The organism is Isoptericola sp. b408 (assembly GCF_030588085.1).
GTDB lineage: Bacteria > Actinomycetota > Actinomycetes > Actinomycetales > Cellulomonadaceae > Isoptericola > Isoptericola sediminis.
Map to the genome: position 1 here is coordinate 180933 of NZ_JAUQYQ010000005.1, position 13191 is coordinate 194123.

Sequence of the window (13191 nt, forward strand, 5' to 3'; positions counted from 1 at the left end):
ATGCACGCAGACCTCACCCGCTGGACGTTCGACCCCGCGAAGGGCTACCGCTCGGTGCTGCTGCAGCAGGGCCGCGTGCTGCTGGACGCCGAGTGGAACGAGCAGGCCTCGATCGCGGCTCACCACGACGAGACGCGCACCGCGGACGTGGTCGGCGCGGACGGCGGCCCGGCCCCGCACGACGGAGGGCCCGGGCCGTTCGCGGTCGTCGACGACTCCACGGGCCTCGCGCCGTCGGGCACCGCGTGGGGCGACCTCGCGGTGACGGGGGGCCGCTACTACGTCGACGGCGTGCTGGTGGAGTCGGCGGCGACGGTGCCCCTGGGTGACCAGCCGTACCTCGAACCCGGCGAACCCGGGACCGGGCGCTGGGCCGTCCGCCTCGACGTGCTCGACCGCCTCGTCACCCCCGACGAGCGGCCCGAGCTGCTGGAGTCGGCGCTCGGCGGCCCGGACACCGCGCTGCGCACGCAGACCGTCTGGCAGGTGCGGCTCGACGCCGCCACGCCGGGCCAGGTGTGCTCGGACGTGGCGGGCGCCGGCGCGCGGACCCCGCGCAAGCTGAGGGTGCGACTGCAGCAGGCCGCCGCGACCGACGACCCCTGCTCGATCACCTCCGGCGGAGGCTTCACCCGTCTGGAGAACCAGCTCTACCGTGTCGAGGTCCACGACGTGGTCGGCGGCACGGCACGCTGGGTGTGGTCCCGCGAGAACGGGTCCGTGGTCGCCGGGCTCGACAAGCTCGAGGACTCGCCGCTGAACGGCACGCTGGCGCAGCTCACCGTCGACCGCACCGGACGCGACGACGAGCTGTCGATCGGCCAGGACGACTGGGTCGAGGTCACGAGCCCGCAGCGCCAGGTGCGCGGGCTGCCCGGGTGGATGGCGCAGGTCACCGACCAGTTCGACACCGAGCTGCACGTCGACTGGCTCGACGGCTCCCACCCGGCCTCGCTCGCGGAGGTCGGCGGGACCCCGCTCGTCCGACGCTGGGAGGGTCCGCCGACCGACGTCAAGACCACCTACGCGGCGCTCGAGGCGGGGATCGAGGTGTCCTTCCCGGCGGGCGGGGAGCCGGCCGTCGGGGACTACTGGCTGGTGCCGGCCCGCACCTCGCGCCTGGCCTACGGCGTCGTGGCCACGCACGGCACCGTCGAGTGGCCGTGGTCGGGCGCGGGCTCCGTCGCGCTGCCGCCGCTGGGGCCGGTGCGGCACTCCGCCGCGCTGGCGGTGCTGGACCGCACCTCGGCCGGGTGGACGCTCGTGGGCGACTGCCGCCACCTGTTCCCCGCCCTGACGGAGATGGTCTCGATCGACCTCGTCGGCGGCGACGGCCAGGAGGCGCTGCCCGGTTCCGAGCTGGCGCAGCCCGTGCGTCTCGTGGTGCGCAACGGCGGTCTGCCCGTCGTCGGCGCGCCCGTGCACGTCTCGGCGCCCGACGGCGGCATGCTGCGGGACCCGGACGAGCCGACGCCCGCCACGACGCCGCTGACCGTCCGCACCGACGCCGACGGGGTGGCCGAGGTCTGGTGGACGCTCCTCGCCGGCACCGGTGCGCCCACGACGCAGACCCTCGTGGCGCACCGCGAGGACGACCACGGCGCCGCCGTCGGCGTGGACGTGGTGGTCACCGGCCGGCTCAGCGTGGCCAAGGAGGTCGCCTGGACGCCGCCGTGCCCGGCATTCGGTGCGACCGGCACCGTGCAGGAGGCGTTGGACCAGCTGGCCACGACGCCGTCGCTCCGGCTGCTCGGCGGCGACGGCCAGGAGGTGGCTGAGCCCGGGGCCACCGTGCCGCGGGCGGTGCGGGTGGCGGTCGACAGCCCGTGCGGCCCCGTCGTCGGGGCCCGCGTGACGGCGACGGCGAGCAAGGGCGCCCTCGTGCTCGTCGTGCCCGGCGACGGTGCGGTGCCGGGCAAGCTCTCGGGTGCGGCGGGTGCGGCGGCGTCCGCGACCGCCACGACGGACAAGGCCGGCGTCGCGGCCTTCGCATGGCAGCCCTCGTTCTCCTCGGCGGCGCCCGGGTCGCCGGCGAGCGACGTGCTGTCCCTGGCCCTCCCCGACAGCGACGAAGCCACGGTCCGGGTCACGGCACAGCTCGACCCGCCCGGGTCACGGGTCGGCGGTGTCCACGTGCAGGAGGTCACGTTCTTCACCGGCACGGAGCTGGTCAACGACCACACCTACGGCTTCGCGGACATCGGCACCCAGACGTCCGGGATCGCCGTGGGGCTGGACGCACCGGTGCAGCAGGCCAGCGTCCAGGGCAAGCCCGTGGCACGCCTCCTGCTGGACCTGCCCTGGCCCGCCGGGCCCGAGACGGAGATGTTCGGTGCGCCGGCGTGGGCGCGGCGCACCGTCGAGATCGCGGGCGAGACCAACGCCGACGGGCCGCTCATCGTGTGGTGGTCCGTCCGTCCCCTCAGCGCCGTGCTCGCCGACGTGCTCCAACGGCTGCGCGAGCTCAAGGAGGCCGGCCAGCTGGCCGAGCCGGTGGTGCCGCTGCTGCTGCGGTTCCAGCTCGACGGATGGGCCGTCCTCGGGGAGGACGACGGGACGCACCTCAACGGCCACACCGACGCCGTCCTGGACGACAAGGGCCGGACCCGGCTGGTCCTGCCCAGCACCGACGCCGTGACCGGCGGCCGGTTCGAGACCTGGTTCTGGTTCAGCGACGAGGGGACGCAAGCGGTCGGCCCCTCGTCCGGACGGCTGGACCTGACACGGTTCGGCACCGAGACCGGCCGGCTGCTGACCCGCCTGTCGGAGCGACGGGGCGTCACGCGGCTGCCCCTGGACGACCTGCCGGGCCGCACCCTCGGTTTCGTGGAGCGGCGGGCCGTCGACGCCGGCGTGACCCTCGACGTGGTCGAGGAGGACGCACCGGACGTGCGCCGCAACACCGTGCTGGGCACGGAGCTGCTCTCGGACGACGTGCTCCGCGTCCGGGTCTCGCGGGGGGCCGCAAGACCCGTGGGAGACGGGTGACGTCCGTGGGAGGCACTGCCGAGGTCGAACGCCGGACCGAGCGCGCGGCCACCGGGCCGGTCGCCCCGGCCCGCGTGCCGGCGTCCGCGCCGCCGACAGGCACCGCACTGCACGACGTCTCCGCCGTCGACCTCCACGCGCCGGTGGTGAGCGCACCGGACGACGCCGGGGAGCGGCAGGCCGCGCGTGCCGCGGACGACGTCATGGCGGGGCGCACGCCGTCGACGTCGGTCTCCCCCCGCGACAGCGGAAGCGCCCCGGGCGCACGGGGGCCCGCGCTGCCGGAGCGGGCCGGTGCCGGGGTGGAAGCGGCGGTCGGCGGGGGCGATCCGCTCGACACGGTCACGCGTTCGTTCATGGAGACGTCGTTCGCCCGCGACTTCTCGCAGGTCCGGGTGCACACCGGGGCGGCAGCGGCGGAGTCCGCGCACTCGCTGCACGCCCGCGCCTACACCACCGGCAGCGAGATCGTCTTCGGTCGCGGAGCGTACGCCCCGCACACGGTCGCCGGCCGTCACCTGCTCGCCCACGAGCTGACGCACGTGGCACAGCAGGGGCACTCCTCCGCAGGGCGCCCCGTGCAGCGACTGATCCGGCGTCAGCCCACCTCGTTGGCAGCGGTTCCCGCGGCGGAACGCCGTGCGATCACGATCGGCACGACGGACGTCACCGTGCCGCCCGCGCAGATCACCGAGTTCTTCACTCTCCTGCCCAGCGGCCGGCCCGGCACGACCCTGTCGGTCGGCGCGACCGACAGCTTCGGCCCGGGGATCCCGGTGTCGCTGCAGACCGGGCTCGGCAGCGTCGCCTCCTGGGTGGCGGGACAGACCAACGCCCTGCCGGTCAACACCAGCATCACGGTCGACCTCGACCTGACGGCGCACGGCGGCGCCCGCACCACCTACCGCTTCACCTACTTCGACCACACCACGGGCAGCGGCCGATCGGCGAGCAGCTCCCGCGTCATGCTCATCGAGCAGGTCGGCGCGGCGCTCACGGCGCCCACGCAGCAGACAGCGCCCGCCGGCAGCTCGTTCGCCGTCGGCACGGCGACCTTCCGCCTGGCCAACACCTGGAGCGATGCCGACTACACCACGCTCCGTCAGGCGATCGCCCTGCTGCCGGCCGCCGCCCTGACGGGTGCCTCCGGCCTCTCGTTCCGACGGGTGCGCACCGCCGCGGGCACGGAGGGCGGGCACTACGACCAGAGCACGGACACGGTCGAGCTGAACGACCGCGCCTTCCGGTCCAGCAGCCTGCGCATCGGGCAGCACACGCGCGCGGTGCGTGACGTCCTGCACGAGATCGGCCACGCCCTCGACCTGCGTGTCCTCGAACGGGCCTGGACGACCTTCGACACGGCCGGTCAGACCGGTGCTGCACGGACCGCCCTACTGCGGACGCGCTCCAGGTCCGGCAGCCGGTACGTCGCCGCGGGTGGGAACTACGGGGTCGACGAGGCTCCGAACGACGTCACGCCCGCGTTCCGTGCCGCGGCCAGGCGTGACGGCGTCCGCCGCGACACGAGCGGCCGGACCACCCCGGAGGGCACGACGGCCACGCTCAGCGGCGGAGGCACCAGCTACTCGGACACCGACTACCAGGAGCTGTACGCCGAGTCGTTCGCGCTCTACGTCACCGAGCCCGACACGCTGCGGCTGCTGCGGCCGTCGATCTTCGCCTACTTCCGACGTTCCTTCCCGCGGCCATGAGCCACGAGCGCATGTCACGAGGGGTGCGGACGGCGAACCCGGCGCGCGGGGAGCTCGGCGAGCCTGCCGGGGGCCGCCCACTGCCCCTCGCCACCCGAACGGTGATGGAACGGAGCCTGGGCCACGACTTCGCCGCGGTCCGCGTCCACGTCGACGACACGGACCACCGGGCCCGAGGGCTGGGCGCTCGCGCGGTCACGCTGGGTCAGGACATCCACTTCGCCCCGGGCGCGTACGCGCCGGGCACGGCCGCCGGTCGCCGCCGGATCGCGCACGAGCTCGCGCACGTCGTCCAGCAGGGTGGGCGCGTGCCGTCGGGGAGGACGCCGGAGCGGGGCGGCGAGCACGCCGCCCACGCCGCCGCGGCCCGGGTCGCGGCGGGAGGGCGTGCGCACGTCGCCCCGCGTGCGGCGTCGGGCCCCCAGCTCGACGACGGCACCGCCCCGCCCGAAGCCCCGACGAAGGACGAGGACGCGCTGATCGGCGGGCTCAGGACCGTCGGCAACGAGCTGCTCAAGAACGAGAAGGTGAAGAAGGAGCTCGTCGAGCCCGTCACCGATGCCGTCGGCTCACGGGCGAAGCGCGAGTGGGGCTCGCTGTCCACGGGCGAGAAGGCTGGACTGATCACGTTCGGGGCCGGCGCGGTCGGTCTGGCGGGCGGCGCGATGCTGCGCGATCCGGCCGGCCGCAAGGCGCTGTCCGGCGTCAACCTGGCTGCGCCCGCCGGGCTCATCCCGTACGCGACGCTGCAGAGTTTCAGCTACACGCTGCCCGACGCGACGTCGCCGCGGTGGACGTTCAAGACCGGCTTCGACCTGACCGACGTCCTCAAGCTCGGTGGCGACAAGCTCGACTGGAAAGGGCTGAGCCTGACCGCGGACCTCACATGGGACTACGACCCCGCGACGCGATCGCTGCGCCTTGTCGGAGGGACGGGCAGGCTCGGCCTGCTCCCCGGGCTCAGCATCGCGGGCGGCACCTACCCGGGCCTCCTCACGGCGCCCCGGTTGTTCCCGACCGACACCGGGTTCGTGGAGTCCCGGCAGTCCCTGCCCGGGGGTCCGAAGGCACCGGGCGTCCCCGACGTCCGCGTCATGGTGACGTTCGACGTGCTGGCGTTCGCCCGGTCGGGAATGGTGCCGGGGATCGCCGCGGCGTTCGGGTCCTCGAAGAAGCAGTAGCCATGATCGGGGCCACACATGATCACGAGATGTCCAGCAGCGAGAACGCCGGCCGTGTCCGCTCCAACGACGGCGCGGTTTCGAAGGGGGTGCGACTTTCTTCGGGGACAGCCACATACTTCGGAAGGCTGTATGGACACGACTTCTCATCCGTGCGCGTCCACACCGACACGCAGGCCGACGACATTCGGCACCTCCGGGCCCAGGCGTTCACCCTCGGCTCGGACATCTACTTCGCGCCCGGACAGTACGAGCCGGACACGACCGAGGGGCGCCGGCTAATCGCCCACGAGCTCGCCCACGTGGTGCAGCAGCAGGGGCACCACCCGGCAGGGATGACGCCCGACCGGTTTGGTGAAACGGTCGCGAATGACGCCGTCCAACACGTGCTGGCTGGCCGTTCCGCAACGGTGCCGGCGAGGACGCCGAGCGGACCGCAGCTCGACGACGGCGGGCCAGCAACCGGAGCACCGAGACAAGCGCCGCTCACTCCCGACGAGCTCTGGAAGGTGGCACAAAGCGTCCGCGGGTTCGAGTCGACCTCAGGTGGCAAGGGCGACGACTACCGTTCGAAGCCAGCAGCCCTGCCCCAGCACGCACTTGAGGTAGACGAGACTGGACGACTCCCGAAGGGGGCACCACTCGGCAAGGGCTACGAGACGGTCGCGGCCGTGCAGGTGCTCGACGCCGAAGGCAGCCAGGTCGCCATCGGCACTGGAATCTTTCACGGCTGCGGAACCGACGATCACGCGGAGGCGCGCGCTGTGCGAGGGCTTGACCGGGACACCCCGGCGCGCATCGAGGGTGGGAAACTCGTGGTCGTGGGCGACCAGATGATCTGTCCGACCTGTCGCGCCCGACTCCTCATATACGCCGAAAGCCGCGGACTGACAGTGATCGAACCGCACGAACCCTCCCGTGCAAAGGTTCGAGGAACCGGCACCGTCTCCCCGAAGACGGCTTCTCGATCATCCACCCAGGGCGAGATGCCTGCACTGTTCGTCGTACGGCGTCTGCCGATCTCGGTGAGTTCGTCCGGTGGCGATGGTCGCGCAGCTGCCCCCAGCAAACGCTTGTCTGCACCCCCGAAGGCGCCGAACACCCGGTCGACGGACTCGACCGTCGGGTCCACAACGCCGCCGAGGACGGAGACCTTGAGGAAGGGCACCGTCAGCATCAAGCTCGAATCGGGTGGCAAGCAGCGGCTCACACTTCAGGAGATCGACGCATCAGGGCTTTCCGTCGACAAGGGCACGCATCTCTCCAAGTCGCCGTCAGGAGCAGCACTCGTTCACGCGTACTCGGCAGCACGGATCGGCCGGCAGCTCCTAGAATTCGGGGCGACGTCCTCCGACAGTGACACGGCAAAGAAAATCCTCCGAGTCACGCACCCGCTCGAGTCGTACCTGTTGTCCAAGGTGACCGACGCGGAGCACGACTTCTTGGCCGACCACCCAGATCCAAGCTCCCTCAAGAGTCACGTCGATGCGGGGAGGCTGCGGGGCGTGTACGAGGCAGCGTGGATGCGTCTGTCCGCACCGCAAGGCGCGCGCATTCTGATGGCGATCGCCGTTGCCATCACTCCCGAGGAGCAGCGGGGAAACGAGTGGCACCAAGCCGCGGAGTACGTCAGGCAAGGTACGGCAGGCGTCAATCCAGCGGACCTCGAGGCCTTCCGCTCGGCAGCCTCTGCCTACCAGAGCCGCATGATCGACACCTTGCAGGAAGTTGCGGAGTACCGGCCGAACCTGCCGCAACTGGCTGGGGAGATCGAACAGCGCGCCAATGTGCTTGGGCGGATCGCCAACGACCTCGAGGAGGTGTGGTTTATGGCCATCCAGCGCATGCCGTTGGCGTTCTACGTCGTCCCGGACCTTCTCGGTGAGGCAGGGTTGATCCGGCAACTCTCGTCGCGGATGTCCTTGTTCGCCGCGACGGTCCGGTCGCGCGACCGCGCGTACGAGCGGGTGGACGAGGAGTTCCATGCCCGGCTCCTCCAGGTCGAAAAGCACCTCGACAACCCCCGCGCCGCCGCGAGCGCAGCTATGAGGCGTCGCATGCATCGACGCTGAGGGAGGAGCATGTCGAGCAACCTTCAGCGGTCGGCTAGGTCCTAGGCAACACGCCGTACATCTCTGGGCTCACGGCCCGTGATGCGCGCCGGGTTCGAAGGGCGGACAACCCGCCCGCCGAATACGTGGTCTGGCATGAATGCTCCGCCATCCGCGTTTACACGGACGAGCGCGCACGCGGGGCGCGTCCGGCGGCGGCTGCAGCTACAGCCCCGCACGGCGGACGTCCAAGACGTCATGCGCGCCGTGGGCGCCGCTCGCATTCGGGGCGCCCGCAAGGTCTGCGACTCAGGAGCTCAAACGGGCACTCAGCGGACAGGTGATGCCACCCGTCCCGTCTTGGCCAGCTCCCAGCGCACCGCCTGCCCGAGGTGGTCCATGGTCACCACCCCGCCGTCGGCGGCAGCGAGGTAGGCGGCCTGCAGCGCCGCCGCCGCGATGGCCCCGCCGGTCAGGTCGGCATCGGCCAGCCGCGCGAGCGACACGTCCGCTCGGGGCAGTGCTGCGGGCAGGCTCAGGTCCCACATGCGCTCGCGGGACGCCCGGTCCGGCGAGGGGAAGTCGACGACGACAGCCAGTCGCCGCGTGAACGCCGGGTCCAGGGCGGAACGGGCGTTCGTCGTCAGGACGGCGAGCCCGCCGAACGCCTCGAGCCGCTGGAGCAGGTAGCCGACCTCGACGTTCGCGTACCGGTCGTGGCTGTCCTTGACCTCCGACCGCTTCCCGAACAACGCGTCGGCCTCGTCGAACAGCAGCACCATGCCGCCGTCCTCGGCGGCGTCGAAGAGCCGCGCCAGCCGCTTCTCCGTCTCCCCCAGGTACTTGTCCACCACCTGCGACAGGTCCACGTGCACGAGGTCGAGGTCCAGGTCGTGGGCGATCACCTCGGCGGCGAAGGTCTTGCCCGTGCCGCTGCCGCCGGCGAACAGCGCGGCCGTGCCGCGGCCCCGCCCCGACCGGGCCCCGAGTCCCCAGTCGTCGAGCACGCGCGCCCGGTGCCGCACGGTCGCGGCCAGCGCCCGGAGCTGGTCGAGCTGCCGCTCGGGGAGCACGAGCTCGTCCCACCCGGCGCGCGTCGTCCGGACGCGGGCCAGGGTGCCGACGTCCGCCCGGGGACGGCGCCGGCACGCCTCCCACAGGCCCACCCGCGCCGTCTCCTCGGCGACGGGACCGAGGTCCGGCAGCGCGAGGTCGAACGCCCCGGCGGCTCGGTCGACCTCGGCGGGGGCGACGCCGACCCGGGCTCGCCCCAGGGCGTCGGTCAGCAGGTCGCGGCGCTCCCCCGGCCCCAGCCGCGGGACCTCGACCACGCTCGTCCCGAGCGCCTCGGCGACGCCGTCGGGACGGTTCGACGACACGAGCAGCACGGGCCCCGTCGTCCCGGTGAGGAGCGGGCCCAGCACGCGCGCCGTCGCGACCGGCAGGTCGTCGACGTCCAGCACCCACCCGACCCGTCCGAGCACGGACTCACGGACCAGCCGCCGCACCGTCGCCGGCACCGGGGCGTCGGCGAACACGTCGGCACCCAGCAGACGCGGCCGCACGCCGGCGGCGAGGCACGCGGCGGCCGCGAGCGCCCTCGCGCTCCGCGGTTGCGGCCCGCGCAGGAGCACCGGTCCGGCGCGTCGCCGGGAGACGACGTCGGCGACGACCCGGGCCGGCGTCGCGGTGAGGTGCACCGAGGCCTCCAGCGGACTGCTGGCGAGCTCGAGGCGCTCGTCGAGGACGTCGAGGCCGACCAGGTGGTGCACGACGCGCTCGTCGGGGACGAGGGGCCCGGCCACCACGCTGTCCGGGTCGGCGAGGCGGACCAGGTGCCAGCGCCGCAGCGGACCGCGGTGGGTCACGGCGTCCCAGTGGGCGCCGGGCAGGAGCTCGAGCGCGGTGCCGAACGTCGCGCGGGGTGACCCGAAGCGCTCGGCGAGCTCGCGGCCGACGGCGCCGACCAGCTCGGGTCCGCAGGCGAGCAGCAACGTGGCCCGCTCGAACGGCGAGAGGCCGAGGCCCTGGGCGATCTCGTCGAGCGGTGCGGTCGCGTGGCTGCCTCTCCGGAGCGCGGCGAGCGCACGGCCCGCCGGGGTGGGGTCGGTGCCGGTGAGGTGCGCGCGCACCACGGCCAGCTCGGCGACGGTGAGGTCCCGGCGGGCTCCGTCGTCGTCCGGCGGGTCAGGCGCCGATCCCTGCGCGGCGGCTCCCGGGTCGGTGTCGTCCGGCGCGAGGGTCACGGGATCGTCACCGCCGGGGCGTCGTAGGTTCCTTCCGTGCCCAGGGTCGGCACGGAGTCCACGCCGTCGACGGTGACCCGGACCAGCCAGTCACCGGCCACGAGCCCGTCGTCGGGCACGTCCAGCGCCGTGAGCGCCGGTCCGGGCGGCACAGGAGCGAGCGTGAACGAGACCACCGGCTGGTCCTGGTCCGGCGGGTCGGCCGGGTCGACCAACCGGCCGAGCGCCACGACGGGGCGCTGGCCCTCGACCAGCGGCGGCTGCACCGGCACGTGGACCTCACCGGCGCCGGCCGTCACCGCTCCGACGGTGGGCACGACGACCAGCGGCACGGCGGCCGAGCGTGCGAGCGTGCGCTCGGGCTCGCCGGTCGCCGGGTCGGCGGGCCGGGTGTGAACCACGCGCAGGGGCTGGACGCCGGCGGGCACGTCGGCGGGCAGCGTGACCGTCATGCGCGCGGCGGTCGAGGTCGGGTCGGGGGTGAGCCGGACGCCGCCGACCTCCACGTGGGCACGGGCGGAGGCCAGCCCGGAGCCCTCGACCACCAGCACGGACCCGGTGACCGCAGGGCCGCCGTCGGCCGTCGTGACCGCGACGACCCGGGGCCGGGCGACGGGCCGGGCGTCGATCTGGCGGGTCCGGACGGGCAGCGCGCGGCGGCGGGGCGCCTCGGCCTCGAGGACCACGACCGTCGCGGTGTAGGTCTGGGAGAGCAGGTAGGGGGTACCGAGCACGCCCCACAGCTTCGAGAGCTCCTCGAGCGAGAGCGGCGTCGGGCTGAGCTTGACGGCCTCGGCCTGGTCCGCGAGGTCGGCGCGCTGCAGGAACGTCGTGCCGGTCTCGCCGCCGTAGAGCGCCGTGGCGTCCTCCACGACGTCGCGGGTCAGCACGGGGTTGGCCGCCAGCGCCAGCTCGGCGCGGGCGAGGTAGCGCTCCGGCTCCAGCGCCGCCTCGTCACCGTAGGCGGTGATCAGGTAGGACAGGTCGAGCGCCGCGACCGGAGGCTGCACGACGGCGCCCCCGCGGCTGCGGGTCGGCAGGTCGGTGAGGTTCCACGCATGGTTGGGCGTGACCTGGTAGAGGAAGACGTTCAGCCCGCTGGCGGGGTTCGTCTCGGTCCCGAGCTCACCGAGCCGCGCGGGGCTCAGGGTGGTGACCTTGCGCCCGGCGACGGGGTCGGGCTCGGCGTCGACGGCCTGCTGGAGCAGGTAGCGCACGGTCGAGGTGACGGCGGCGATCGCGTGGGTGTTGCTCATGACCATCGCCGCCGCTGCCGGGCGAGGTAGTCCGCGTGGTCGACCGGGCGGGGTTCCGCCGCGCCCGAGATGGGGGCGGGCGCGGGCCACGGCCGGCGGACCTCGACGCGGTCGATGTGCACGTGCACCTCGCCGGACGGCACCTGCGGCAGCTCGCTCGTGCCCGGGACCAGCCGGGCGGCCTCGTCGGACGTCAGGGTTCCTCGCGCCACCAGTGCGGGCGCCACGTGGTCGCGCAGGAGCTCCTCGGGATCGAGCGGCCGCCCCGGCGGAGCGGCCGTCTCGACCCGGCGACGGCGGGCGGGACGCGGGGTCGGGCTCTGGTCGGGACCCGTACCGGAAGAACGCGTATCCGGCCGGCGCACGGCTGCCGGCGGCGCGTCGTGGGACCGGGTGGATGGCGGTGGCACAACACCGGCAGGCGGGCGGGGCGCCTCGGGCGGTCGGGACGGCACCTCGACCGCGGGACGTGCCGCCGCGGCGCTCGCGGCGGCGACGGCCGCGCCCACGGACGGGGGCGGACCGCCCGGTGCCGGGTCGACGGGTGGCGCCGGGACGGGGGGTGACCCGCCGTCGTGCGGCGGCGCACCGGATGGCGTGACGAGGGCCGGTGCGGGCCGGGCAGCAGGGACGTCGGAGGGCGGGGCCTCGACCGGATCGGGCGAGCGCGGGTCTGGATCGTCCGCCACCGGCATGGCGCCGCGCCCCCGCCGTGCCGCCGGGGGTGTGCCGTGGCGCGTCGCCGGGGCCGGGCCGCCCTCGTCCTCGTCCTCGTGCTCGTCCTCGTGCGGTCGCTGCTCCGGCGTCGCGGGCCAGGTCGCGGGCCGACCCTCCTCGGCCGCGGGCCACGTCCGCGACTCCTCCGCGCCCCGGGACGGCGGCGGATCGGGCGAGACAGCGACGTCGGCGAACGACAGGGGCCGGCGCAGCCGCACGGACCCCGCACGGGACGGCGGACCGGGCGAGACCGCTGCTCGCCCGGCGATCCGGTCGAAGACGTCGGTCATGGCCGGTCACACCCGGGTGCGTGCCAGGTCGAGGTAGGCGTCGAACCGTGCCGGCGAGAGCTCGAGGACGTCGTGCTCCGACCACCCGAACGCCCCGCAGAGCGTCGCGACCTCGGCCAGGGTCGCTCGCGCCTGGTCCGTCACCCGGTCAGTGAGCAGCCGGACGACGTCGACGTCGGCGAGCACGTCCTCGCCGCACTCCGGGCATCCCAGCCGCACGGACGCCCCGGCCGCACCCGCCAGCCGCTCGGCCGTCGCCGCCACCCGGACCGCCAGGTCCGCGTCGTCGTCGGGCCCCGTGCCGGCGGGCCAGGACACGCACCGCCGGCGCAGCGTCGCCGCGGGGTCCGGCGCGTCGAGCGCGGCCAGCACGTCCGCGGTCGTCGGCCCGCGCACCTCCACCGCACCGACCCGGACGGCGGACGGGGTGACGTCGGCGTCGGCCAGCACGTCGTCGAGCGGCAGGGGCACGTCGAGCAGCGCCTCGCAGGCCGGACACGTCAGCACGGTGTCCAGCACGGGCCCGACCCGGTCCCGCAGGTCGGCCAGCGCGGCGCGCGCCGCCACCGCGAGCGGCACGTCGCAGGCCGCCCCCAGGTCCGGGGCGAGCCCACGGGCCACCAGCACCGCCGCGCCACGGGCCGGCGGCGCGGTGGCCGACAGCAGCTCCCACAGCGCGAGCGTCGCGGCCCGCGTCACGGGACGGTCCGCCGACACCAGCCGGTCCGCCGCGACCGACGGCATGGTCTA

At 74.3% G+C, this 13191-nt stretch carries 8 protein-coding genes; 4 read left to right on the forward strand and 4 right to left on the reverse strand.

Annotation, left to right across the window (positions count from 1 at the left end; genetic code table 11):
• The 4 genes from Q6347_RS14470 to Q6347_RS14485 are packed head-to-tail and all read left to right on the forward strand — an operon-like array spanning position 1 to position 7953.
• Complete coding sequence (locus Q6347_RS14470; protein ID WP_304607718.1) at positions 1-2988, forward strand: DUF6519 domain-containing protein; 2988 nt, start codon at positions 1-3, stop codon at positions 2986-2988.
• A 5-nt stretch (positions 2989-2993) separates the two neighbouring features.
• Positions 2994-4700, forward strand: coding sequence for a DUF4157 domain-containing protein (locus Q6347_RS14475; RefSeq protein WP_304607719.1), 1707 nt, complete (start codon positions 2994-2996; stop codon positions 4698-4700).
• A gap of 11 nt (positions 4701-4711) precedes the next feature.
• Entirely contained in the window at positions 4712-5881 is a 1170-nt protein-coding gene (locus Q6347_RS14480) for a DUF4157 domain-containing protein (RefSeq protein ID WP_304607735.1), read from the forward strand.
• Between the two features lie 29 nt (positions 5882-5910).
• A complete protein-coding gene (locus Q6347_RS14485; RefSeq protein ID WP_304607720.1) occupies positions 5911-7953 on the forward strand; it encodes a DUF4157 domain-containing protein in 2043 nt (680 codons plus the stop codon).
• A 308-nt stretch (positions 7954-8261) separates the two neighbouring features.
• Here the strand turns inward: Q6347_RS14485 and Q6347_RS14490 are convergent, their stop codons facing one another.
• The 4 genes from Q6347_RS14490 to Q6347_RS14505 are packed head-to-tail and all read right to left on the reverse strand — an operon-like array spanning position 8262 to position 13185.
• Positions 8262-10178, reverse strand: coding sequence for an ATP-binding protein (locus Q6347_RS14490; RefSeq protein WP_304607721.1), 1917 nt, complete (start codon positions 10176-10178; stop codon positions 8262-8264).
• Positions 10175-11434 carry a DUF4255 domain-containing protein gene (locus Q6347_RS14495; protein WP_304603971.1) on the reverse strand — a complete coding sequence of 420 codons (1260 nt, stop codon included), beginning with the start codon at positions 11432-11434 and terminating at the stop codon, positions 10175-10177. The genes Q6347_RS14490 and Q6347_RS14495 overlap by 4 nt, the downstream gene beginning before the upstream one ends.
• Positions 11431-12441, reverse strand: coding sequence for a hypothetical protein (locus Q6347_RS14500; protein WP_304607722.1), 1011 nt, complete (start codon positions 12439-12441; stop codon positions 11431-11433). The genes Q6347_RS14495 and Q6347_RS14500 overlap by 4 nt, the downstream gene beginning before the upstream one ends.
• A gap of 6 nt (positions 12442-12447) precedes the next feature.
• A complete protein-coding gene (locus Q6347_RS14505; RefSeq protein ID WP_304603973.1) occupies positions 12448-13185 on the reverse strand; it encodes a hypothetical protein in 738 nt (245 codons plus the stop codon).
• Between the last annotated feature and the right edge of the window lie 6 nt (positions 13186-13191).

Bases quoted from the DNA above. Each gene is read 5' to 3' on its own strand.
- Q6347_RS14500 (WP_304607722.1), bottom strand. From the start codon at position 12,441: ATGACCGACGTCTTCGACCGGATCGCCGGGCGAGCAGCGGTCTCGCCC.
- Q6347_RS14485 (WP_304607720.1), top strand. From the start codon at position 5,911: ATGTCCAGCAGCGAGAACGCCGGCCGTGTCCGCTCCAACGACGGCGCG.
- Q6347_RS14480 (WP_304607735.1), top strand. From the start codon at position 4,712: ATGTCACGAGGGGTGCGGACGGCGAACCCGGCGCGCGGGGAGCTCGGC.
- Q6347_RS14505 (WP_304603973.1), bottom strand. From the start codon at position 13,185: ATGCCGTCGGTCGCGGCGGACCGGCTGGTGTCGGCGGACCGTCCCGTG.
- Q6347_RS14495 (WP_304603971.1), bottom strand. From the start codon at position 11,434: ATGAGCAACACCCACGCGATCGCCGCCGTCACCTCGACCGTGCGCTAC.
- Q6347_RS14470 (WP_304607718.1), top strand. From the start codon at position 1: ATGCACGCAGACCTCACCCGCTGGACGTTCGACCCCGCGAAGGGCTAC.